General features: G+C 52.7%; 22 protein-coding genes. 5 read left to right on the top strand and 17 right to left on the bottom strand.

Annotated features, from left to right (window positions below; genetic code table 11):
* Window positions 1-41: 41 nt before the first annotated feature.
* The 5 genes from lsrF to lsrA are packed head-to-tail and all read right to left on the bottom strand — an operon-like array spanning window position 42 to window position 5,583.
* Window positions 42-917, bottom strand: a complete 876-nt coding sequence (gene lsrF / locus OGX99_RS08650) for a 3-hydroxy-5-phosphonooxypentane-2,4-dione thiolase (protein ID WP_151218519.1) — start codon at window positions 915-917, stop codon at window positions 42-44.
* A 28-nt stretch (window positions 918-945) separates the two neighbouring features.
* Entirely contained in the window at window positions 946-1,968 is a 1,023-nt protein-coding gene (lsrB, locus tag OGX99_RS08645) for an autoinducer 2 ABC transporter substrate-binding protein LsrB (protein ID WP_187252977.1), read from the bottom strand.
* 26 nt (window positions 1,969-1,994) lie between these two features.
* Window positions 1,995-2,993, bottom strand: coding sequence for an autoinducer 2 ABC transporter permease LsrD (gene lsrD, locus OGX99_RS08640; RefSeq protein ID WP_286543200.1), 999 nt, complete (start codon window positions 2,991-2,993; stop codon window positions 1,995-1,997).
* Entirely contained in the window at window positions 2,993-4,042 is a 1,050-nt protein-coding gene (lsrC, locus tag OGX99_RS08635; RefSeq protein WP_278238079.1) for an autoinducer 2 ABC transporter permease LsrC, read from the bottom strand. The genes lsrD and lsrC overlap by 1 nt, the downstream gene beginning before the upstream one ends.
* Window positions 4,036-5,583, bottom strand: coding sequence for an autoinducer 2 ABC transporter ATP-binding protein LsrA (lsrA, locus tag OGX99_RS08630; RefSeq protein WP_151224200.1), 1,548 nt, complete (start codon window positions 5,581-5,583; stop codon window positions 4,036-4,038). Before lsrA ends, lsrC begins: the two co-directional genes overlap by 7 nt.
* Before the next feature lie 255 nt (window positions 5,584-5,838).
* Here lsrA and lsrR point away from each other — a divergent pair, with 255 nt between their 5' ends.
* The 3 genes from lsrR (at window position 5,839) to OGX99_RS08615 (ending at window position 8,859) form a co-directional block, all read left to right on the top strand.
* A complete protein-coding gene (gene lsrR, locus OGX99_RS08625; RefSeq protein ID WP_151218769.1) occupies window positions 5,839-6,795 on the top strand; it encodes a transcriptional regulator LsrR in 957 nt (318 codons plus the stop codon).
* A gap of 108 nt (window positions 6,796-6,903) precedes the next feature.
* Window positions 6,904-8,496, top strand: a complete 1,593-nt coding sequence (lsrK, locus tag OGX99_RS08620) for an autoinducer-2 kinase (protein ID WP_151218524.1) — start codon at window positions 6,904-6,906, stop codon at window positions 8,494-8,496.
* Between the two features lie 12 nt (window positions 8,497-8,508).
* A complete protein-coding gene (locus OGX99_RS08615; RefSeq protein ID WP_151218525.1) occupies window positions 8,509-8,859 on the top strand; it encodes a cupin domain-containing protein in 351 nt (116 codons plus the stop codon).
* A gap of 342 nt (window positions 8,860-9,201) precedes the next feature.
* On the opposite strand, the gene OGX99_RS08610 is transcribed toward OGX99_RS08615, so the two are convergent.
* A complete protein-coding gene (locus tag OGX99_RS08610) occupies window positions 9,202-9,651 on the bottom strand; it encodes a GNAT family N-acetyltransferase (RefSeq protein WP_286543198.1) in 450 nt (149 codons plus the stop codon).
* A gap of 124 nt (window positions 9,652-9,775) precedes the next feature.
* On the opposite strand from OGX99_RS08610, the gene pdxR reads away from it, so the two are divergent.
* Complete coding sequence (pdxR, locus tag OGX99_RS08605) at window positions 9,776-11,245, top strand: MocR-like pyridoxine biosynthesis transcription factor PdxR (RefSeq protein WP_286543196.1); 1,470 nt, start codon at window positions 9,776-9,778, stop codon at window positions 11,243-11,245.
* A gap of 129 nt (window positions 11,246-11,374) precedes the next feature.
* Window positions 11,375-12,088, top strand: coding sequence for a GNAT family N-acetyltransferase (locus OGX99_RS08600; RefSeq protein ID WP_286543194.1), 714 nt, complete (start codon window positions 11,375-11,377; stop codon window positions 12,086-12,088).
* A gap of 17 nt (window positions 12,089-12,105) precedes the next feature.
* Here the strand turns inward: OGX99_RS08600 and OGX99_RS08595 are convergent, their stop codons facing one another.
* From OGX99_RS08595 to hyaA, 11 genes are all read right to left on the bottom strand, one after another.
* A complete protein-coding gene (locus OGX99_RS08595; RefSeq protein ID WP_286543192.1) occupies window positions 12,106-14,475 on the bottom strand; it encodes an autotransporter domain-containing protein in 2,370 nt (789 codons plus the stop codon).
* Window positions 14,476-14,690: 215 nt separating this feature from the next.
* The gene (locus OGX99_RS08590) at window positions 14,691-15,191 is read right to left on the bottom strand and encodes a hypothetical protein (protein WP_151218530.1); all 501 of its coding nucleotides are present in this window, start codon (window positions 15,189-15,191) and stop codon (window positions 14,691-14,693) included.
* A gap of 221 nt (window positions 15,192-15,412) precedes the next feature.
* A complete protein-coding gene (cbdX, locus tag OGX99_RS08585; RefSeq protein ID WP_286543190.1) occupies window positions 15,413-15,502 on the bottom strand; it encodes a cytochrome bd-II oxidase subunit CbdX in 90 nt (29 codons plus the stop codon).
* A 13-nt stretch (window positions 15,503-15,515) separates the two neighbouring features.
* Window positions 15,516-16,652, bottom strand: coding sequence for a cytochrome d ubiquinol oxidase subunit II (appB, locus tag OGX99_RS08580; protein WP_286543188.1), 1,137 nt, complete (start codon window positions 16,650-16,652; stop codon window positions 15,516-15,518).
* Window positions 16,653-16,663: 11 nt separating this feature from the next.
* Window positions 16,664-18,208, bottom strand: coding sequence for a cytochrome bd-II oxidase subunit 1 (gene appC, locus OGX99_RS08575; protein ID WP_187259328.1), 1,545 nt, complete (start codon window positions 18,206-18,208; stop codon window positions 16,664-16,666).
* Window positions 18,209-18,296: 88 nt separating this feature from the next.
* Complete coding sequence (locus tag OGX99_RS08570; RefSeq protein WP_187259329.1) at window positions 18,297-19,154, bottom strand: hydrogenase expression/formation protein; 858 nt, start codon at window positions 19,152-19,154, stop codon at window positions 18,297-18,299.
* Complete coding sequence (gene hyaE / locus OGX99_RS08565; RefSeq protein ID WP_151224810.1) at window positions 19,151-19,555, bottom strand: hydrogenase-1 operon protein HyaE; 405 nt, start codon at window positions 19,553-19,555, stop codon at window positions 19,151-19,153. Before hyaE ends, OGX99_RS08570 begins: the two co-directional genes overlap by 4 nt.
* Before the next feature lie 5 nt (window positions 19,556-19,560).
* The gene (gene hyaD, locus OGX99_RS08560; RefSeq protein WP_151218535.1) at window positions 19,561-20,142 is read right to left on the bottom strand and encodes a hydrogenase 1 maturation protease; all 582 of its coding nucleotides are present in this window, start codon (window positions 20,140-20,142) and stop codon (window positions 19,561-19,563) included.
* Window positions 20,139-20,873, bottom strand: a complete 735-nt coding sequence (gene hyaC, locus OGX99_RS08555) for a Ni/Fe-hydrogenase b-type cytochrome subunit (RefSeq protein WP_151218536.1) — start codon at window positions 20,871-20,873, stop codon at window positions 20,139-20,141. The genes hyaD and hyaC overlap by 4 nt, the downstream gene beginning before the upstream one ends.
* An 18-nt stretch (window positions 20,874-20,891) precedes the next feature.
* Window positions 20,892-22,685: a Ni/Fe-hydrogenase large subunit gene (hyaB, locus tag OGX99_RS08550; protein WP_151224812.1), complete on the bottom strand. Its 1,794-nt coding sequence runs from the start codon at window positions 22,683-22,685 to the stop codon at window positions 20,892-20,894.
* The gene (gene hyaA / locus OGX99_RS08545; protein WP_151218537.1) at window positions 22,682-23,809 is read right to left on the bottom strand and encodes a hydrogenase 1 small subunit; all 1,128 of its coding nucleotides are present in this window, start codon (window positions 23,807-23,809) and stop codon (window positions 22,682-22,684) included. The genes hyaB and hyaA overlap by 4 nt, the downstream gene beginning before the upstream one ends.
* Window positions 23,810-23,984 lie beyond the last annotated feature (175 nt).

Here is a 23,984-nt window from a genome sequence, read left to right as displayed (position 1 = left end):
CTTAAAACGCATGGGCCCACCAGGGCAGGCCCATACCCTTTTTAGTTTTTTTCGCTCAGATAGAGTTCGTACGCGCGTTCAGCGGTTTCATTACGATGCACTACCGCGTGGACGGCCTTCATCATGGCGACTGGGTGCTCGGACTGGAAGATGTTACGCCCCATATCGACGCCGGATGCGCCCTGATCGATGGCCTGCCAGCACATCTCAAGCGCTTCACGTTCAGGTAATTTTTTACCACCCGCGATAACAATCGGAACCGGACAACCCGCGGCGATGCGCTCAAAACCTTTATCGACATAGTAGGTCTTGATGATCTGCGCCCCCATCTCTGCGGCGATACGGGTGGCGAGTGAGAAGTAGCGCTGATCGCGAACCATGTCTTTCCCCACGCCGGTCACCGCCATTGTTGGCATGCCGACTTTAATGCCGGCATCGATCAACTGAATGATATTTTTGATCGACTGATGTTCATACTCACTGCCGATATACACCTGTGCCGCTACGGCGCAACTGTTGAGACGAACGGCATCATCCATGGAGAGCGCGACCGCCTCATTGCTTAACTCGGTGAGAATTGAGTTAGCGCCTGAGGCGCGCAGGACTACCGGTTTGTTGGTGGCGGGGGGGACCACACTGCGCAGGATGCCGCGTGTGCACATCAGTACATCAGCGAGAGAGAACAGGGGAGCGATATTGATATCAATACGCTCCAGTCCTGTTGTTGGTCCCTGAAAATAGCCATGGTCAAACGCGAGCATAACCGTTCTTCCGGTCTCAGGATTAAAAATGCGCGACAGTCGGGACTGCATCCCCCAGTCAAGTGCGCCGCATCCCTTAAGTGTGAACGGGGTATTGCGTTGCGGCGTATCGGTATGGAAATCCTTACCATCTTTGATGTCATCTAAATCAGCCATTTTTTACTCCACGGTTACGGAATGAAAATCAGAAATCGTATTTGTCGATGTTATCTTTAGTGAACACCACGCGTTCAGGCAGAAGCACAATGCCATTTCCCTTCGCCTCGTAGCTGTAGCCCTGCACGCTGTTCGGCGAGACTTCAACTTGCCCAACACCCGGAATCTCCAGCTTGTCCCCAATGTTCATGTCGCCTTTTTTCAGCAAGGCATCAGCCACGTATATGGAAATCTTGCCCTGCTGGACCACGTCCCAGAGGCCAAATTCTTTTACCGTGCCGCGTTCAACATAAGGACGCATTACGTTTGGTGTGCTGAAACCGACAATCGCCACGCTGGTATTCTTCAGGTTCTCAGCGGCCTGAGCTGCAGCAGGAAGGGCGTTGGCATCCGGCGCAATGATGGCGTCGAGATCGGCATAAGCTTTAATAATGCCTTCTGCGGTTTGCAGCGATTTGGTGGCGTCGTTATAGCCAAACTGAGTGGTGACAACTTCCCAGCCCGGATGATCTTTGGAGATCTTATCTTTGGCCTCTTTCACCCACTGATTCTGATCGGTTACGGTCGGGCTGGAGTAGAAGAAGGCCACTTTGGCTTTCTCTTTTTTGACCTGGTTTGCGGCCATATCAACCAGCATGCCGCCTAACTGCGCTGGTGTACCCTGGTTGATGTAGTACGAGCGACATTCCGGTTTGGTGTCAGAATCCCATGTCAGGACTTTCACACCGCGTTGCATGGCGCGCTTTAACGCCGGGCATAACCCATCAGGTGAAACAGCGGAAACCACAATGGCGTTATACCCCTGGTTAACAAAGTTATTGATGAGTTGAACCTGACCAGAGACGCTGGGCTCTGTCGGACCGTCATAGGTAACATCGACACCAAGCTCTTTACCGGCCTCCAGGGCACCGTTACCACCACTGGTAAAGAACCCCACCCCAACCAGTTTCGGGATAAATGCGATTCGCTCTGCGGCATAAGCGTTGAGGGTGAACGCCGCCAGGCTAAGGGTACTGATTACGGCAATTTTTTTAATGCTCTGAATAGTCATGTACTTTTCCTTTAGGGCAATGGGTTTCAGGCCTGCCGAACAGCGCGACGACGTGCCATCCAGTCTTTAATTTGCTGACGATGCAGGCTGACGGAACGACCTACGACAACGACAATAAGTAATGCACCAGAGAGGGCGCTGGATATCTGGTTAGGCACGCCAGCCATCTGCAACCCCTGCTGCAGATAGCCCACTAACAGCGCGGCGATGGCTGTGCCGAGAATTGACCCGGAACCGCCATAGATGTTGGCACCGCCCAGGACGACCGCCGTAATGGCCGGCATCAGGAAGGAGGCCCCCAGATCGGAGCGAGCAGAGCCAAAGTAAGAAACCAGCAGCACCGCTGCGACTGCCGATGCAAAGCCGGTCATCGCGTACAATGCGTATAGCGTCTGATTCACCGGGATAGCGCTATACAGCGCCACGCGGGGGCTTTGCCCAATCAGGAAGACATTTCGTCCGGCGTGGGTTCGGTGCATCAACAGCCAGAAAAAGAACACGCTGACGAGAAAGAAGATCAGTGGCACGGGCAGGCCCAGCACATCAAGGTTGGCAAAATCGGTGAAGCCCTGTGGGAAGCCGCCAATACCTTCATAACCGGTCGCCCCTGCCATCCCCGACAGCAACAATGCGCTGCCGCCAAACAGGTACAACGTTCCCAGCGTGATAACCAGAGGATTCACGCCCGTGTAGATAATCAGCCCGGCGTTGATCAATCCGCACAGCGCGCCCAGCGCGAGCGTCAGGATAATGGCCAGCGGCAACGGTACGCCCCCCTGGAACATCACGCCCAGCGCGATAGCGCACAGCCCCATCGTGGAGCCAAAAGAGATATCGATCCCGCCGCTGACGATCACCATGGTTAAGGGGAGGGCAACAATACCAATGCAGATAAAGTCGCTGGTGCTGAACAGCAGTACGTTCAGATCCAGCAGTCGAGGGTTCAGAGCGCCAAATCCCAGAATTTCAATCACCAGTAGCGCGGCGAGCGCCAGTTCCCAGCCGTAACGATGTAAACGAGTCATCAGGCAACCTCACGTTTTTTAGCGGTGCGCACAGTATCCGTGGCGCTTTTTGTCGACGGACACGGCTGAGGCTGCGGAGTGAAGCGGGCATATTTTTGTCGGCGGATATTACGTTCCAGCGCGCAGCGCAGTCGGCCGTCAAATACCAGCACCGCCAGCAGGACCAGACCGGCAATAAAGTCATTCCACCAGGCCGGAATGCGCAGCAGGACCAGTACGCTATCGATTTGAGTCAGGAAATAGGCACCAAGCACGGCGCCAATGATTGTCCCGGAACCGCCCAGCAGACTGATTCCACCCAGTACGCAGGCAGCAATGGCTTTCATTTCCAGCCCGGTTCCGGTCTGATTAGGGATGAAGCCAATCTGAGAAGCAAAGACGATCCCAGCCAGCGCCGCCATGCAACCGTTGAGCGAGAAGGCCAGAATACGGATGGCTTCGGTACGTACTCCCAGTTGCCGTGCGCCCTGCAAATTATCTCCAGTGGCATAAAAACAGCGACCAAAGGCGGTTTTTGCCAGTAGCCAGGCCATCAGCAGCATCAGGAGTAGGGTCAGCCAGCCGATGGCGGAGATCCCGAGGAAAACCGGGGCGGAGAGTTGCTTAAGCTGTGCAGGCAGTCCTTCAATCCATTTACCGCCCGTCCAGAGCAGCATGACGCCGCGATACAGACCCAGCGTTCCTAACGTGGCAACAATTGCCGGGATTTTCAGCCAGGCGACCAGCACGCCATTAATAACCCCCGCCAGCAATCCCAGTAGCAGCGTCGCTACGCAGGCCACGGGCAAGGGATATCCCGCGTTCAGCAGCAGCCCCAGCAGCACGGCGCACATCCCGGTTATCGAGCCGACCGATACGTCGATGTTGCGGGTCAGCATCACCAGCGTCGCCCCCATCGCCAGCAGCATGAGAATTTGGGCGCTGCTGAAGATCATCGTCAGCGTCTGAACACTGAGGTACTGGCTGTCAAGCATCCCCGGCAGAACGAACAGCAACAGCACTGCCAACAGTGCGGTTGCCTCGCGATTATTCTGAATAAATTTCAGCATGGCGCCTCCCCGGTATGTGGCGTAGTCCCTGACGGGCGGTCGCCGAACGCAACGTGCATGATGGTGTCGACATTAATCTCGTCGCCCTGCAGGGCATCGTTGCCTGTTTCCCCCTGGTGCATGACGTAAACGCGATCGGCCATCTGTTCGATCTCCTCCAGATCGGACGAGATGAACAGCACCGCGACATTCTGAGCCGCAATACTGCGGAGCAACTGGTAGATGTCGTTACGGGCAGAGACGTCCACTCCGCGCGTCGGCTCATCCACAATCAGCACTTGCGGCGAAGCTTCGAGGCATTTGGCGATCAAAATTTTTTGCTGATTACCACCGGAGAGCGTGCGGGCAGGTTGTTCGGGATCGTTCAGCTTGATATTGAGCGCGCGGCGATAACGTTCGAGCGTGGCGCTGTCTTTTGCCGGATTTGCCCAGAAACCGCTGTGGTTATGGGTTAATGCGCAAACATTCCACGCCAGCGAGGCATCCAGATTCAGTCCTGATGATTGCCGATCCTCCGGTAGATATACCAGACCATGCTGCAGACGCTCGCGTGTGGAAAGCGTGGAGATATCCTTGCCGCCGAGTACGACGCGTCCGGCCCGCAGAGGTCGTAGCCCGTAAAGCGTTTCTGCAAGTTCGGTGCGCCCGGCGCCGACCAGGCCAGCCAGACCTAAAATTTCCCCGGCACGAACCTCGAAACTGACGTTCATGAATCCTTCACCGGTGACATTTTCGAGGCTCAATACTGGTGTGCCTGCATCGTGCTGCGGACGGTTGCCAGGCAATTCCAGCCACAGTTTCTGGGTCGCGCTCAGCGTGTTAGTACGTGACGCTGGCGTAATGGCTTGGATAATTTCGTCTGTGCTCAGGTCCGCCGTTTTACCGGAGAGCGCAATGGTTCCGTCCCGCATCACGCTAATGTAATCCGCAATCTGGCGTATCTCAGGCAGCTTGTGGGAGATGAAAACGATCCCTACGCCGGCACTCAGCAACTCACGCAGACGACTGAACAACCGATCTGTTTCTGCTGGTGTGAGTGAGGCTGTGGGTTCATCAAGGATCAAAATTCGCGAATCGCGCATCAGCCCGCGCAGGATTTCGACCATTTGCCGGTCGGCGACATCCAGTGAACCGGCCTGGCTGTTGATATCAAACTGGCAGCCCAGCGCGGCGAGCATCGCGCTCATTTTTTGCGCCGAGCTTTGGTGTTTGGGCAGACCAAACAGGACATTCTCTTTTACCGTCAGGCTGGGGAAGAGCAGTGGCTCCTGTGGTACAAGGTAGATCCCCAACTGATGCGCCAGGATCGGCGTCAGTTTTGTACAGCGGGATCCTTCAATCTCAATGCTTCCGCTGTCCGCCGGAGTAATACCGGCGATAATTTTCATCAGCGTGGATTTCCCGGCACCATTCCCTCCCAGCAGCGCATGGACTTCGCCTTTACGCAAGGTAAAGTTAATACCTTTCAGTACCTTAACGCCGGAGTACTGCTTACAGACAGACTGTGCGCTGAGTAGCGGAGCGATTTTTTCGTGACTCATTTACGTGCCACCTCCGTTCGGCCTAGGTAGAATCAGGTTGAACAAATGTATTGAGCGATTCGAATTGTTCATAACCTTATGACCTAACTGCTCATAAAACCGACGAATAGATCACGTTTTATGCTAAAATGATCGGAGTAATTAAATTTGTTCAATAAAAAGCCACCGAAATGTGGGTTTAATCACAGTTATTAACTACCAATGAATGAACAATTGCGTTCAGAAATTTGATATGTTCAAAGTGAAGACAGAATGATGACTATTAACGACCCGATGATTTCCGGGCAAGGGATGTGTGAAGAAGAGCTGGTGGCACGCATTGCGTGGTTCTATTACCACGACGGTATGACGCAGAGCGACATCAGCAACAGGCTGGGGCTGACGCGGCTTAAAGTGTCGCGCCTGCTGGAGAAGGGGCATCAGTCCGGGATTATTCGTGTACAGATTAATTCTCGCTTTGAAGGCTGTCTGGAATATGAAACTGAATTACGTCGTCGCTTTGAGCTGAACAATGTACGGGTCATCCCGGGACTTCCCGGAGCAGATGCCTGCGTTCGCCTGGGGATTGGCGCCGCGCATATGCTGATGGAGTCACTCCAGCCACAGCAGATTCTGGCGGCCGGTTTCGGCGAAGCGACCATGAACACGTTAAAGCGACTGAGCGGATTTATCTCTGCTCAACAAATTCGCCTGGTGACGCTCTCGGGTGGCGTGGGGCCTTACATGACTGGGATTGGACAACTCAACGCGGCCTGTCCGGTCAGTATTATTCCGGCTCCGCTTCGCGCCTCCTCAGCAGAGATTGCCCGGACGTTAAAAAATGAAAACAGCGTCCAGGATGTCCTGCTGGCTGCCCAGGCTGCCGACGCGGCCATTGTCGGTATCGGCGCAATCAACCAGAAAGATGAGGCCACCATTATTCGCTCAGGCTATATCACTCAGGGTGAACAGCTGATGATTGGCCGCAAAGGCGCTGTGGGCGACATTCTGGGCTACTTCTTTGATGGCGAAGGGCAGGTGATTCCGGATATGAAGATCCACGATGAACTTATCGGGTTAACCCTCAATACCCTGAAGACGATCCCAACGGTGATCGGTGTTGCCGGGGGCGTGAATAAAGCGGAAGCGATCGCTGCGGCGATGAAAGGGGGTTATATCAACGCATTGGTCACTGACCAGGAAACTGCCGCCGCCATTGTCAGCGGGCAGTAATGCGTATCTGCCGTGCAGTCGCGCGGCAGGGAAGTAACAGAATTTCCGTTTGTACTGTGGAGAAAGCATTGACGACCTGACAAATATAATAAGCCGAGGACAAAAACGATGGCCCGACTCTGTACCCTCTCTGAATCAGCACATTACCTGATGGCACTGGACGCCGGAACCGGAAGCGTTCGCGCCGTGATTTTCGACCTGGAAGGTAAACAAATCGCGGTGGGGCAAGCGGAATGGCGGCATCTCGCCGTACCGGATGTGCCCGGCTCGATGGAGTTTGATCTGGGGAAAAACTGGCAACTGGCCTGTGAGTGTATTCGTCAGGCGCTGCATAACGCCGGGATTGCGCCAGAAGCGATTGCTGCCGTTTCAGCCTGTTCGATGCGTGAAGGCATTGTGGTCTATGATGCAGAGGGGACGCCTGTCTGGGCCTGCGCAAACGTGGATGCCAGAGCGGCACGGGAAGTCAGCGAACTTAAGGAGATCCACGATTACACCTTCGAAAGTGAGGTCTATCGCAGCACGGGACAGACGCTGGCGCTGAGCGCCATCCCACGCCTGCTCTGGTTGGCGCATCATCGTTCGGATATCTATCGTCGCGCCTCAACGGTCACGATGATCAGCGACTGGATGGCCTACATGCTCAGCGGTGAGCTGGCGGTGGATCCTTCCAATGCCGGAACAACGGGCCTGTTGGACCTCAAAACGCGAGACTGGAAACCGTCATTGTTGCAGATGGCAGGATTGCGGTCGGATATTCTCTCACCGGTTAAAGAGACAGGAACGCTCCTGGGAAGGGTGACGGCCCAGGCCGCTGCACAGTGCGGGTTGAAAGCAGGTACGCCAGTGGTAGTAGGCGGCGGAGATGTTCAGTTGGGCTGCCTTGGCCTTGGGGTCGTACGTCCGGCGCAAACTGCCGTGCTGGGCGGCACATTCTGGCAGCAGGTGGTGAATTTACCCGCTCCGATTGTTGATCCGGAGATGAATGTGCGCATTAATCCGCACGTCATTCCGGGAATGGTGCAAACCGAATCCATCAGCTTTTTTACTGGCCTGACTATGCGCTGGTTTCGTGACGCTTTCTGTGCAGAAGAAAAGCTGATCGCTGAGCGTCTGGGGGTAGATACCTACACCCTTCTGGAGGAGATGGCTTCCCGGGTACCGGCAGGTGCATGGGGAGTGATGCCAATTTTCTCTGACCGGATGCGTTTCAAGAGCTGGTATCACGCCGCTCCTTCGTTTATCAACCTGTCCATCGATCCGGAAAAATGCAATAAAGCTACGCTGTTTCGTGCGCTGGAAGAGAATGCGGCCATTGTATCGACCTGTAATTTGCAGCAAATCGCGGATTTTACCGGCATCCATCCTACTTCACTGGTATTTGCTGGGGGGGGCTCGAAGGGCAAACTCTGGAGCCAGATTCTGGCGGATGTATCAGGGCTGACGGTTAATGTGCCGGTCGTCAAAGAGGCAACGGCGCTCGGCTGCGCCATTGCTGCCGGTGTCGGGGCAGGGATCTGGTCATCTATGGCCGAGACCGGTGAACGACTGGTACGCTGGGAGCGGGAACATGTGCCGGATAAAGAGAAGCACGAGCTTTATCGGGAATCACGTGAGAAATGGCAGGCGGTATATCAGGAGCAGTTAGGTCTGGTCGATCACGGGTTGACGACCTCTTTGTGGAAAGCGCCGGGTTTATAACAGGAGATCGCCATGATTAAATCGAACGAAGCGCAGCATGAGTACCGTTTTGGTGATAGCGGCCCGAAATATCTCATTCGCGGTCCGGTATGTGACATGGGCGTCGTCATGCTCCAGCCCGGTCAGTCTTTTCCCAACCATCGTCACATCGAAGCCTGCGAGATTTTTTATACCCTGGCAGGTGAAGTGACGTTATATCTGAACGGTGAGCCCTACACGTTAGGCTCGGGGGATGTTTTGCACTGCGATCCCGGTGAAGCACATTTTCTGGTGAACAGAGGTGAGGTTCCGTGGAAAGGCGTCTTTGTTAAATCTCCGCATATTCCGGGAGACAGTCATCCGGTTGAGCCGACGACGTATTAGCCTCTGGTATTTTAAGTAAATCGACTCCATTAGATGAAGGCTGGGGCGGGTGATGTTACTCGCCTTGCTCCATTTATCGAATGTAGACATGGTCGAATCCTACCAACTTGCCGGGCCTCTGGCATATTGCTACCGCGCTATTGTCTATACCTAATCGCGACCGCGGGGCTTTTCTTGCCGCCGTAATAATACAAAGTAAATTTAAAGAAAGTCTGAATTATGAAAATCAGCCTCTTCTCCAGCTTGATTATCACCAATACAGCCTCTGAGTATATTTACTCAGAGGCTAATCTTTGATTTTAAGTACTGAATAATTAAAGTTTGCTCAGAGTATCATTTCCCTCACATACGATATTCGATCATCCCGCTCTTTTTAGCAATCCAGTCATACAAGCGTTGTCCACGCAGATTGGTTTCATGTGTATGCCAATATAATCTTGACGCGTGGTGTTTTTGAGCCTCTTGTTGAACATACTCGATAAGCTGTTTACCGATGTGTTGTCCGCGTACATCTTCGCTAACAAATAAATCTTCAAGATAGCAATAATTTGAATCTGTCCAGGTTGAACGGTGAAAGAGATAATGCACCAGACCTACTATTTGTCCATCATATTTAGCGACAGCACAATAAACAGGCTCGCACGGCGTAAGGAAACGCTCCCATGTTAATTTTGTTACTTCCTCGGAAATTTTAGTGCGATAAAATGTTTGGTAGTTTAGCCATAAAGGAAGCCAGTTGGTGTAGTCTTGTTGTTCTGCGGTTACTATAGTAATAGTCTTTTTGTCGTTCATATATTTATCCTGATATTATAAGAATAATGTGCCCGGATGATTATCCTGGATTTTTTATAACTTCTTGTAAAGTGACACTTTTCATCAATTGATAGGATCCACTTTTAGCATAAAGGTTAATAAAATGAAGAAAAACAATGCACCTTTATTTCAAGGATTTGTTTTAGGCAACGGCATCGTGAAGGAACAGATCTATCACACACTCCGTGATCACATTCTTACAGGCCGATTACCCGCAGGAACAAAAATGCCTTCAACCCGGGCGTTGTCCGAGATGATATCAATTTCACGCAACTCGGTGATTGCCGGTTATGACCGGTTATTAGATGAAGGGTATATCCTGACCCGAAAAGGGTCTGGTACGTATGTAGCGCACAATATTCCGGATCTAAGTATCAGCAATAGTTATCCGAAGATAGAGTTAGGGGAAGTCGTCGCGCCAGATGAACAAGTAAACAACCGAAATGACCCGGTTCTGGATTTATGGTCGAATGAGTATGAAGGGCGCGGCATGAACCGTCTGTTTGCGGTTGGCGTTGGGTGCACGGATCTCTTCCCACATGCGTTATGGGGAAAACTACTGCAGCGGGTCTGGAGACAATCCAGGCATCAACTGGGCGCTCACACTCATCCTTGCGGCTATCTTCCTCTGAGAAAAGCGGTTTGCCGTTATATCAAAACAACGCGTGGAGTGAACTGTAACGAAGATCAGATCATTATCGTAAATGGCATCCAACAGGCATTGAACATTACTGCGCGAGCGCTACTTTCAACGGGAAGTGATGTTTGGCTGGACAACCCTGGTTACAAAGGTGCGCGAGGGGTTTTTATGTCAGTTGGCGCTATGGTGAGGCCAGTCCAGGTAGATAGCGAAGGAATGAACGTCCACTATGGCATTGAGAATTTTCCAAACGCTAATCTCGCCTATGTTGTTCCGTCGGATCAATATCCATTAAGCGGAACGTTGAGTTTAACCCGGCGTTTTGAATTGCTGGAATGGGCGAAGTCAAACCAGGCATGGATATTTGAAGATGATTATAATAGCGAATTCCGGTATGCCGATCGTTCTTTACAAGCATTACAGGGATTAGATCAGAATCAACGGGTAATCTATGCTGGAACATTTTCTAAAATGATGTATCCAGAATTCCGTTTAGGTTTTTTAGTTGTCCCTCCTGGTTTAAAAGAACAGATTATGGTGACGAAATATTTTACCGATCTCGGCACCAGCTATCTTGAGCAGGCAGTGATGACGAGTTTTATTGAGGATGGGCATTATGCCAGTCATGTGCGTCGAATCCGCAAGGCGTGCTATGAAAGAAGAACGACGCTGGTCAATGCCATTCAGGATTATCTCGCTGATAAAATGATCGTTCAGCCTTCTGACTCCGGCGTTCATATTGTGTGTTGGCTACAAAATGGCTTAACCGGAAATGAAGTTGAAGAGAAAGCCAGATTACTTGGCATGGGAATACTCTCCCTAAGCCGTTATTACCACGGGGATGTCTTACGACAGGGAATTTTGATTGGCTTTGCCAATCATCCGTCAGAGGAAATTGTTGATGGGATACGTCGCCTTGCTCAGGTTATTTAAATTGTAACTTATTCAATTTTTATCATTAATACAGTGGATCCGTAAAAAATACGCATTGTGGTTCTTTTGGCCTGGTCAGTTTGATCATACTCTGTGCGGGTTTAATCCTGTTTTGTAAGAGGTACGGATATGTCAGACATCTTTAATCAATTCCATCAACCCATTGGTATGTCTTTGTCTGACTGGCGTGGAGCCCCTTTTCCCGAGGCTCAACAAATTACAGGTCGCTATTGCCAGCTTGAACGTATTAACGCCGCTCGCCATGCAAAGGGTCTTTACGAAGCGTACTGCGAAGCGAGTGATTTTCGCGACTGGACTTACTTGCCGGTAGGACCCTTTGAGACCTTTGATGCCTTCTTCGTTTATTTAAAAAAGATTGAAGAACAAACAGATCCCATGCATTTTGCCGTGATCGATTTAGCCAGTATGAAACCTGTGGGTACGTTTGCGCTTATGCGTATTGATCCCTCCAATGGTGTGATTGAGGTTGGGCACATTTCTTACTCCCCTCTGATGAAACGCACGCGAGCGTCAACGGAAGTTATGTCATTGGTTTTAAAGTACGTTTTTGAGGACCTGGGCTATCGTCGTTTTGAATGGAAATGTGATGCTTTAAATGCGCCTTCCCGTGAAGCGGCAGAGCGCTTTGGCTTCAGTTTTGAAGGCATATTTCGTCAGGCTATCGTTACCCGTGGACGTAATCGTGATACTGCATGGTACTCAATCATTGACGGGGAGTACCCGACGCTCAGATCCGCCTACGATATGTGGCTCGATGAGGGTAATTTCGATAACCAGGGACGGCAGATTAAGCGTCTTGCAGAGCTGATGAAAAGGGCATAATTAAATTACATTTCCAGCTACCATCCTAGTGAGAAATTAAAACCGACCTGCGTGCTGCCTTTATTGCTGCTATTTTTCTGATACCCCGCCTGTAACGTGTAGGCGGCATTCGCGGTCACGTTACCCGTCAGGCCTATCGCCATGAATGGTCTTAATCTATGATTTTCATGAGGTTTGTTGCTGAATCCCCCGGCATATTCAATATCCCCTTGAAAGCCATTAGAACGGCTGGAGAGATTGGTGCTGACGCCGAATTGCGAATTGAGCCTGAGCGTTTTGGCGAGCTGATACTGAGTTTTGAGCCCGGTCTGTAATTCTGTTGTGGCTATTTCAAGTCGCTCAAAATGTGCAGGGAAGGCTATATCTCTGTTCTCCTGATAGCCATCGCGGGTTAAGGATGAATACCGAAGCCCGGTAAATGGGCTGAAAAAAAACGGTTCCGAGACGACAAAGGTATAACTTGCCTCGGCCGATGCAGTATAACCCTTAATGGTCGAGTGACCTTTTCCTGCCTCGGTGTTAGCTCGTGTATTACGTTGGATAGTAACGTTATCCCGGATCCCTGCCATTGAGAGAGCGACAGTCAATCCTGCGGGTTGTGTTCCCCGGTGGTATTGCAGATATCCGGCGATACCAGGGTGTAGGTTGTTACGAAAACGATAATTATCGTTGATCCTGCCTCCGAGCGGAAAACTCAATGCGATCCCCGATACCAGTGAACCATCCGCGAGAAGTGACATACTGGCATTGAAGCCCGCACTATCCCGGCGATTGCCTTGCATCGCGTCGGCCTGGAAAAAAGACTTCAGGCAGTAACGGTTGCCAGGGGTACTATAGCAACGTTGGTCCGACAGTGATGTTAATGCCTGCTGGTATAAATCCAATACCTGGTAGCTTCTCTTTGCTGTGTCGGCCATTGCCTGGCGGCTATTGATAACATCAATGATAGTGATCTCCGGTTTTTCCTGAGGGATGTCCTGTGGCGGCGTCACGGGCGGATTAACCGCTGGCGGTGTCACGGGCGGATTAACCGCTGGCGGTGTCACGGGCGGATTAACCGCTGGCGGTGTCACGGGCGGATTAACCGCTGGCGGCGTCACGGGCGGATTAACCGGAGGTGGTGTCACGGGCGGATTAACCGGCGGTGGTGTCACGGGCGGATTAACCGGTGGTGGTGCCACGGGGGGATTTACCGGAGGAACAGGCGCGGGGTATTTTATTCTCCAGAGAGTGGCGTGAGTTTCTCCTGCATCAGTGTCAGCACTGCCTGCAATAAGGGTTCCATCGTGATTAACAACCCGCGCCACAGAACTGCCGCTGTTGTCCCGGCGTAAAGTCCCGAGTCCCGTCATCTTCGCGTTTCCCTGACGGTACAGGTATGCCTGGGAATCGCCTGAATCGGTATGCGCGCTACCGACAACAACCTGACCATCAGCAGAAATGGCATAAGCGTAGGAAGGACCGTTATTATCTGTTTGCAGCGATCCAAGATTGGTCATGCGCCGATCGCCTGCATTATACAAAAATGCTTGTATCCCGCCACTGTCGCTGGCGGCGTTCCCGACAATAACGTTACCATCGGCCGAAGTGGCCAGGGCCAGCGAAGAACCGCTATTATCAGCGCGCAGCGACCCTAATCCTGTCATCTGTAATTCATCGATAGAATAGCGGAATGCCTGGCTGACACCTCTGTCGGTTTGTGCGGAGCCGACGATGATTTTTCCATCGGCAGAAATGGCTGTCGCCTGTGAACTGCCCTTATTGTCACTGCGTAGCGTCCCTATCCCTGTCAGGTGAGTACTTCCATCACGATAGAAAAAGGCCTGACTGCTACCGTAGTCGGTATCTGAATTTCCAGTAAGAATGCTGCCATCATCTGAAACCGCGGTGGCCGAAGAATAACCCTGATTTTTAGCGCGAAGTGTGCCCAGATCGCTCAGGCTGCCACTGCTCACCAGATAACGAAAAGCGTGAGAATAACGAGCGTCGACATCAGCCTCTCCAACAACCACCTGACCGTCACCCGATAAGGCATGAGCGCTGGAATAACCGATATTATTCGCCCTGAAAGTACCGATTGGCGTCAGATGCGTATCGCCAATGCGGAAAACAAAGGCCTGGCTTCTGCTGGTATTGGTATCCGCCCAACCTGCAATAACGCTCCCGTCATTGGAAATGGAGGTTGCTTCTGAATACCCTTGGTTATCACTTTGCAACGTACCTAAATCATGCGCAATAAGATTATCCAGATTGATAATAAACGCCTGGCTGTTTTGCTTGATGGTGACCGTTCCCACCGCATGAGAACCATTTTTGGCAATGGCGGTAATTTTGGAGGTGGCGTTATCGGGAAAATTGCCAGCAATATCTTGGGGGTCAATAGTCAAAGGCTGCGCTGACGCGCCTGAGTTGATTAACAGCCAGGAATATAACAATGTTTTTACTTTCATAACTAACTATATACCGTGAAAATTTTTGTCTGTGTTATATGAATTCGGAGGGAGTTGATGAGATTTATCAACTAAATAATGATTGTGGTATTAATGGCTAAATAAAATTATCTTATTTTGTGATAATTGAGATAACAATTGGATATCCATTACTAAAAGTGCAGTTGTACGCTGAAAATAACAATCCCAGGTAATATCACCCCACCTTCAACACTGGCAGATTTATTAATGTTATATTGCAAAGCATGATAGATGTAAGGTGCAAATCCTATGCCGGTAACATCCTTAATGTTTTTATAGACTCCTTCATCGCCACAATGGCTAAAGGTGTTGAGGAAAAACTCCCCGGCATAGGCATATCCACCTTTAAAGATCCAGCGTCCCTCGGTAATCCAGTCTTTGCGTACGCCTAGCAGTAAACATCTGTCAGCAAAACTATTTTTCAGTGAACCGATGGCCAAACTATAGTCAGAATCCGGGCTAAGCCTTCTCTCAAAAGCAACATACTGATTCTGAAAATATTGGGTATAGCTTTTGGCTGGATTATAGGCATGATAAACGAATGCGGTCGGATTGATCGCATACAACGTTTTCTCGCTACACATCGCAAATGTTGAATAAGAAAGGATTAACACTGCTACTAAATACTTCATGGACAACCTTGTTCATTAGCTGGAAATTATACTGGATGGTGAGTCACCAGATTAGCGATCCTGATTTATAAATCAGGTTGTGTAAACTGGCAGGAGTATAATTAAATCTTAGGTGTAGCATAAACCTGCATGGTTTTAGGAAAATAATATTTAAATACGGTATGGCTTGCAGCAATCAAAAATAAACCGGAGACAGTCCATCGCTCCCTCCGGTTTCAGGATTATTTCAGCCGGGGCTCAAGCCAGACCAGCGCCAGTGTGGAGATCGCGCACATCAGCAGAATGCCGACAAACCAAAATAGATACCACATCGTACACTCCTCCCTAATAAAGTTCGTGGTTGTCGCGGCGGATCGTTTCTACATTTATGCGCCCCAGCATCTTGTAATAACTCCACACGGTATAAAGCAGAACGATCGGTAAAAAAATCAGCACAATAACCAGCATGATGCTGAGCGTCATCTGGCTGGAGGTACTGTCCCACACCGTCAGGCTGGAGAGCGGATACGCGCTTGAAGGCATCACAAATGGAAACAGGGTAATGCCGGCGGTGAAGATCACGCAGGCTTGAGTCAACGAAGCAAACAAAAATCCCCACACGGCCCGATGCTGGTCGCAGGTATAGAGTGTCAGCATCGGGAAAATCATGCCCAATAGCGGGATCAACAGCAGTGAAGGTGAGTTTTCAAAGTGCCCCATCCACGCGCCCGGTGCGATCGTTACGACTTTTAATAGCGGGTTGGAAGGACCATTAGGATCCTGGTTAAGCAGCACAAAGCCGTCAATCCCCGTCCACAGCCAGTATCCGGCTAGCAGGAAACAGAGCACTACCAGCATCGCGCTGCGGCGGGTGGCAGATAACGCACGCTGGCGAAGTATGCCGTCGGTTTTCAACTGTAACCACACGCCTCCCTGCAGAATAACCAGCATCAGGCTTAATGCGCCGCACAGCAGGGCAAAAGGAGAAAGTAGCTGCCAGAAGGTACCCAGATAGTGCACATGAAGCTGTGGCGTGAAGAGAAAAGGTACCCCTAAAAACAGATTACCGAACGCCACGCCGAAGATAACCGGCGGCACCAGACTGCCGATCACAAACCCTGTGTCCCACATGGCGCGCCAGCGTGCATTGGCTATTTTTCCACGGTAATCAAAGGCCAGCGGGCGAAAAAAGAGCGCGCACAACACCAGAATCATCGCCACATAAAACCCCGAAAATGCGGCGGCATAGACCCGCGGCCAGGCTGCGAATAATGCGCCGCCCGCCAGAATGAGCCACACCTGATTACCTTCCCAGTGCGCCCCGACGCTATTGATTAGTACCCGACGTTCCTCGTCGTTGCGCGCGATCAGCGGCAACAGGCAACCAACCCCCATATCAAACCCGTCGGTGACCATAAATGCCACCAGGATGATGCCAATCAGCAGCCACCAGATGAGCCGCAACGTTTCATAATCCAACATGATTATCTCCTTTATCCCTGTTGTTGCGCCGGTTGCTGACGTTGCATCGTATCCGGGCCCAGACGCGCGTATTTCTGCATCAGGTAGACCTCTGCAATTAAGAACAAAGTGTAAAGCGTCAGGATTAGCCCCATGGAGAAGGCCAACTGGCCTGCGGTCAGCGCGGAGTGGGCGTACCAGGTTGGCAAAATATCCTGAATCGCCCACGGCTGACGGCCAAACTCCGTCATAAACCAGCCAGCTTCAATGGCAATCCACGGTAGCGGCAAGCTCCACAGCGTCATGCGCAGCACCCAGCGATGCTGGTCGATGCGCCTGCGTAAGGTTTGTATTAGCGCAATCGCCATTACCAGCAACAGCAGCGAACCGCATGCAATCATGATGCGAAAGCTCCAGAATACCGGCGCAACTTGCGGGATTGCGCCGCGTTGCGCTGCCTGATATTGCTCAGGAGTGACATGGTTCATATCAGGCGCGTAGTTTGCCAGCAGAATGCCGTAACCCAGATCTTTTTCCACGTCGTAAAACGCCTTGAGCACCTGTGGCGTACGGTTACCTTTGGCGATTTCCTGCATCAGCAGCCACGCTTCCCGACCTCGTTGCAGGCGGGGGAGAGCATCCGCCATCAGGTTTTTCAGCCCGGGAACAGGCGTGTCTAAAGAGTGCGTCGCCAGGATGCCCAGCAGAGCCGGTATCTTCACGGCAAAGGCGTTACGTTCTTGTTCTTGCTGCGGCCAGGCGATCAGATGAAAGGGGGCTGGTGCTGGCTCGGTCTGCCATTCACCTTCCATTGCTGCCAGTTTTACCGGCTGGCGTTGTGCCACCTCATAGGCTGAGCTGTCACCCAGTTGCAGGGTGCCGAGAATCGCCAACGTGCCAAAGACGGAGCCCACTGCGAAGGAGCGTTGGGCGAACTCGCGATTGCGACCCCGCAATAGATACCAGGCGCTGATGGACATCACAAACATAGCGCCTGTGACATAACCGGACATCACGGTATGTACAAATTTCACCTGGCTGATGGGGTTAAAGACCAGCTCGCTAAAGCTGCTCATCTCCATACGCAAGGTATCAATATTAAAGTGAGCGCCGGTGGGATATTGCATCCAGCCGTTGGCGTTGAGGATCCACAGGGCCGAGATATTAGAACCAAACGCGACCAGCCAGGTGACCATCAGGTGTTGGTATTTGGTTAAGCGTTGCCAGCCGAAGAAGAACAGACCAACGAACGTCGATTCGAGGAAGAAGGCCAGCAGGGCTTCCATTGCCAGAGGCGCGCCGAAAATATCACCCACGTAGTTGGAATACAGCGACCAGTTAGTACCGAACTGAAACTCCATGGTCAGGCCGGTCGCCACGCCGAGCGCAAAGTTAATCCCAAATAACTTACCCCAGAAACGTGTCATGTCGCGGTAGACTGTTTTGCCGGTCACCACATAAATGGTTTCCATGATGGCCAGCATAAAAATCAGCCCCAACGTCAGGGGAACAAACAGAAAATGGTATAGCGCGGTCAGCGCAAACTGCCAACGCGATAAGTCAATGACGTCCCACATGCGAACTCCATCAGGCATTAGAGAGAGAATAGGTAAGGAAGAAAACGTCAGACCCGCTGCAAAAAATACGCGGGTCCGAAGAGAATGTTCAGGCCGGTGGGCCGGATGCCAGCCAGCCGCAGACTTCATCCAGGCGCTGGAGCGAGTCGCGAAGATCTTCCGGCGCAGCCTGCACCAGCTCTGGTAATGGGCAGATCTCATAACTTTCGAGCAGAAGCCCTTTCAGGGTATCCAGACAGCGCACATGCCAGACATGGCGCAGCGCCGTGGCATCGATTTGGCTCTCGCCGTAACCGATAGTGCGGATCTGGATGCGTCCTTCGCCACATAATCGAGCAAGAAACAGGCGATCCGCATCGCTAATCGGAAGTTGGGTGAGGTTAATGCTATGGGGTTGCAAGGCCGGATCGCGCACGTGCGCCAGCAGTTCCTGTGCCAGCGTCAGGCCATTCATTAGCCCGTCCACCGGCGGGGGCAACAAGCTGTCGTCCGGCAGTGTATTGAATGTTGCCGCCAGCCACAGCGCCCGCGGCGCGCTACCTGCTTCCAGATGCTCCTCCCACTGTCCCTTGTCATTCTGACTACGTACCCGCCAGATACCGCAGAAAATCGACTCCTGAATTTCGCTCGTTCTGCCGTCAGCATGCTGGATGCGCACTGAAACTTCGCCTTCGCCGAGTAGCGTATTTAAAAACGCGAGATCGTCTGCGTTGAGCGCGGATAATTCCCACCCCAGCACGTCCTGTTTGGCCGGAATACGCCTCCTGAGCTGGTGGCGCACATCGGCTAACAATCCCATTACCGCCGGACTGTGCGGGCAGTTTTCCAGGGACGCCATGCTGGGGTCGCTGTTAACCTGGCAGGTAAGGGGCAAAGGATTCATGCTGAAGCTGTCATCGTTTGGCTGCGTCCCCGGCCCCAGAAGATGAAAAAAAGTGTCGCTCATCGTACGGACTCCGGCGGCATGTGTGGTTCAACTAACGGGCGCATCAGGTTAAGCAGATCGGCCCACGGGTGGATACCGCTGAGAATGCCGCGCAGTTCGCCGTGGATAAACACCAGTGTGGCTGGAAAGCGGAATACGCCAAAACGATCGCCAATCGCCTCACTGTGCTCAAGATCCGTCATGGCGATATGCCAGTCAAACTGGGGAAACTCGCGGAGCAACTCAGCAATCATCACCGGGTTATCGCTGACTTCGGGGGTCCGGCGGGGATCGCTACTGAGCAGCACCACACCGTCGCGAACGTGGGTTACCCAGTCATCCAGTTCGGAGGCGTTTAGCGGCTGCCAGCCTCGCGCTATCATACGTTGCCATAGAGTAGAAAACGGGTTGTCATTCAACATCTTGCTTATCTCTCCAGCGTTACGCGATACTGGCGAATACGCACGCCTTCATAGTTTTCCATCGACAGACATTCATAGTTCAGGCAACGCGTGTCATCGTTGGTCTGTGGCACAATCCCCCACGCAGCCAGTTGCGTAAGTGCGGCCTGCTCCGCCGCCGGAAGCTGAGCGCGGGCGATGTCGGTCAGGCTGCCGCCATAGTCGTCCAGCTGTACCGGTTGAAGTCCTACAAGGGCGATGTGCGGGGGCAAATGACCGCGAATGTCCGCCAGCGCCAGCACTTCGGAGAAACTGTTCTGGTGCAGACTCATTTTTTTGGCGCTGAGGTAACTGGGGACTTTTTCACCGGCGTAGGTTTGCAGGGTACCCGGCATGAGTCCGTAGTCGATGGCGTCCAACAGTAGCAAATGACTGGCCTGCTCAACGTAGCCCAGCAGATTCAGTCCCTGCGTGCCGCCGTCGACGATTTCAACGTATTCCGGCCAGTGATAATGGGCGTACAGGCGCTCGGCGACGCGAATGCCAAATCCTTCGTCTGCCCACAGCAGGTTGCCTAGACCCATCACGATGACGTGTGGTTCACTCATAACGCCTCCTTGTCGTGCTGACGACGGTTAAATTTGTGGCTACGGTAGCCGTTGACCATGGTGGAGATGACGGTATCGTCAGACATGATGTCCTCGCGAATCGCCATGTAGACATGACCAACAATGAAGGCCGCAATGAACCACATCCCCAGCCGATGCCAGCTGTGGATGTCGAGAGAGTTGCCGCCGGTCCAGTAGAAAAACTCCGTCACATAGCGAAAAGGGGTAAAAATGGCGTACTGGCTGTGCTCGCTGTATAAGGCGAAGCCGGTGAGGATCATAAAAACGGAGAGCAGGAAATAGCCGAACATTGCCGCCTGTGCGACGGGGTTATGGCCGATATCATTTCCCGGTTTTTTCTCCAGAAACAGATACCAGCGCACCACCGAATACGCGCCCTGCCACCAGCTACGACGCCAGACCGGCACGATAAACAGCTCGCGCGAATAACGGTTCCCGACGAAGGCCCAGTAAATGCGACCCAGCAGGATCACCGTGAACACCATGGCGGCGGCGAAATGCACCAACCGGATGTCGCCCATATAGAACAGATATGTGGCCTCGCCGCTGACCGACGGCAGTGGTCGGCCAATGAAGTAGCCGGTCACCATCAACACCAACATGCAGCCGACCGTCAGCCAATGCCACAGGCGCACAGGTGCTTCAAACACATAGTGGCTGATAGCGGTATCACGCGCCTCCCCGGCGCGGGGGGATGTCTTTCCAGTCATCGTTCCTTTCCTCAGCGATTAGCGAACCTGGACGGCGATGAGTTCGCTGCCGTCGTCGCCGAGCACGTGTGTTGAACATGCCAGGCAGGGGTCGAAGCTGTGCAAAGTGCGCAGGATCTCTAATGGCTGATCGGGAATCGCCATTTGAGTACCCATCAATGCCGCCTCGTAAGCGCCAATTTGTCCTTTTGGATCGCGTGGGCTGGCATTCCAGGTGGTCGGCACCACGCACTGATAGAGATCGATTTTCCCGTCGCGAATCGATGCCCAGTGACCTAACGCGCCGCGCGGTGCTTCGGTAAAACCGATCCCGCGGCACTGCTGCGGCCAGCTCTCTGGCTCCCATTTTTCGGTGTTTGCGGTTGCCAGATTGCCGTTTTTCAGGTTAGTCATCAGCTTGTCGAAGAAATATTGCAGTTTGCTCACGGCCCACTGGGCTTCGTGTGCGCGACACAGAATACGCCCCAGCGTTGACTGCATACCTGACAGCGGCAGCTTGAGGGCAGACATCATGCGATCGACGGATTCAATCGTGGCGGCATCCCCTTTGTGATAGGCAATCAGCGTGCGCGCCAGTGGGCCAACTTCCATGGCATGTCCGCGCCAGCGCGGAGCTTTAATCCACGAATAGCGTTCCTGTTCGTTGAGCTGCTGAATATCAATATCGCTGCCTTTGACATCACCCGGGTTATACCAGGGTTCAGTGATCCCTTCGAACGGGTGACGGCCTAATTGATCGTCCGGATAACGGTACCAGGCATGATCGACAAACTCCTGAATTTGCTGTTGATCGGCCAGATCCACTGGCAGCACGTTTTTAAAATCACCGTTAATCACCGCACCGCCCGGCATTAGCAGACTCTTTTGGCTGAAGTCGTTAGCGATATCCGGGAACGCGCCATAGCTCAAAACGCACTTATCAGAAAGCCCGGTGCCAATCTGGCTCCAGGACTTATTGAACTGGCCAATAGCCAGTGCGTCCGGAACCATGACGTTGTTGATGAAGTCGGCGGTGCGGGTGATTATCGACTGCACCAGGTTCAGGCGTTCCATATCAACCGCACCTACCGCGCCGCGCTGATCGATATTAATCGCGCACGGCATACCGCCGACAATCCAGTTAGGATGCGGGTTCTTACCGCCGAACACCGTATGGATTTTTATGATCTCGCGCTGAAAATCGAGTGCCTCCAGATAATGGGCAAAACCCATCAGGTTAGCCTCAGGCGACAGTTTGTACTGCGGGTGACCCCAATAACCGTTGCGGAAAATCCCCAACTGACCGCCGTCGACAAATTTCTTCAGGCGATTTTGGACGTCAAAGAAGTAGCCTGGGGAGGACTTTGGCCAGGCGGAAAGGCTTTGGGCAAGTTGTGATGTGGCGCGCGGGTCTGCGTTCAGGGCATTCAGAACGTCAATCCAGTCCATTCCGGCTAACTGGTAAAAGTGTACCAGGTGATCGTGGCACCAGAGTGTGGCCAGCATAATATTGCGAATGATGTTGGCGTTGTCGGGTACCTTGATGCCAATAGCATCTTCAATGGCATACACCGATGCCAGGGCATGTACGCCGGTGCATACTCCGCAAATACGTTCGACAAACGCCCAGGCGTCACGTGGGTCGCGCCCCTGCAGAATGATTTCCAGTCCGCGGAACATGGTGCCGCAGGAAACCGCGTTGGTGATGATGTTCTGCTCATCAATGTTCACTTCACAACGCATGTGTCCTTCAATGCGGGTTATTGGGTCCACAACCAGACGGCGACCCGCATTGTTTAACGTGTATCCCTGGGTTTGATACGAATTGCTCATGCCTGGTTATCCTCTTTGTCCGGCTGCGGTTGTTCGGCTTCAGTTAATTGCTGTTTGTGGCGGTTATGTTGATTGACGGCGCTGGCAACCGCATGGACGCCGACGCTGGCCGCCACCACGCCGAGCGCGGTGAGGCCCACTGTGTCGGCGGTTGAATGGGTGCCCATCTGTGGAATATCGACCACACGGCTGTAGAACGAACCGCGATCCCAGAAGCCGTTCTCCGAACACCCCAGACAACCGTGACCGGACTGGATGGGGAAAGAAACACCGCCATTCCAGCGGGTAGTGGAGCAGGCGTTATAGGTGGTTGGCCCTTTGCAGCCCATTTTGTACAGGCAATAGCCTTTGCGGGCAGCGTCATCGTCCCAACTTTCAACGAACTCTCCAGCGTCAAAGTGGGCGCGGCGATAACATTTGTCGTGAATACGCTGACCGTAGAACATCAGCGGACGCCCCAGACGGTCGAGTTCAGGCAGTCTGTCAAACGTCACCATGTAGGTGATTATGGCGCTCATGACGTCCGGAATCGGCGGGCAGCCGGGCACTTTCACGATCGGCTTATCGGTAATCACTTTATCGATCGGAGTGGCCTGGGTTGGGTTAGGCCTCGCAGCCTGCACGCAGCCCCAGGAGGCGCAGGTGCCCCAGGCGATGATCGCGCTGGCTCCGGCGGCGGCTCTTTTCAGTTTTTCAATAAACGGTCGCCCGCCGCTAATGCAGAACATCCCTTGTTCTCCCAGAGGAGGATTACCTTCGACTGCCAGAATGTATCGGCCGTGGTAGCGGCTTAGAATGTCTTCAAAAACCTCTTCGGCCTGTGTTCCGGCGGCTGCCATCAGGGTGTCGTCGTAATCAAGGGAAATCAGAGAGAGGATGACGTCTTTGGCGAGTGGGTGAGAGGAGCGGATAAATGATTCGGTACAGCAGGTGCATTCCAGACCGTGGATCCAGACGACCGGGATCCGGGGTTTGTTTTCCAGCGCCCAGGCGATTCTGGGCGTCATTCCGGCTCCCAACCCTAGCGATGTTGCCGCGAGACTACAATATTTAAGAAAACTGCGTCTGCTCACGCCCTTGCGGCGCATCGCCTGATAAAAGGTCTCCTCGTTATTCGTATTCATAACACGCGTTTCTTCCCCCGTTGAGTTCTGGCGTACGCCGCCAGCGATAATCTAAAAAAGCCTATCCGATTAGCGGGGAGAAACAATGCAAAGCATGTGGTTATGTCCTATTGCGATATTTTCGTGCCTGTTATCTGTTTTTCGCTTTTTGGCAATAAAAAAACGCACAGGGGGG

Origin of the sequence: Citrobacter sp. Cu096, from assembly GCF_030332285.1 — a bacterium.
Taxonomy (GTDB): Bacteria; Pseudomonadota; Gammaproteobacteria; order Enterobacterales; family Enterobacteriaceae; genus Citrobacter; species Citrobacter meridianamericanus.
The sequence above is the reverse complement of the archived record's forward strand: the minus strand, read 5'-3'. Positions and strand labels throughout refer to the sequence as shown.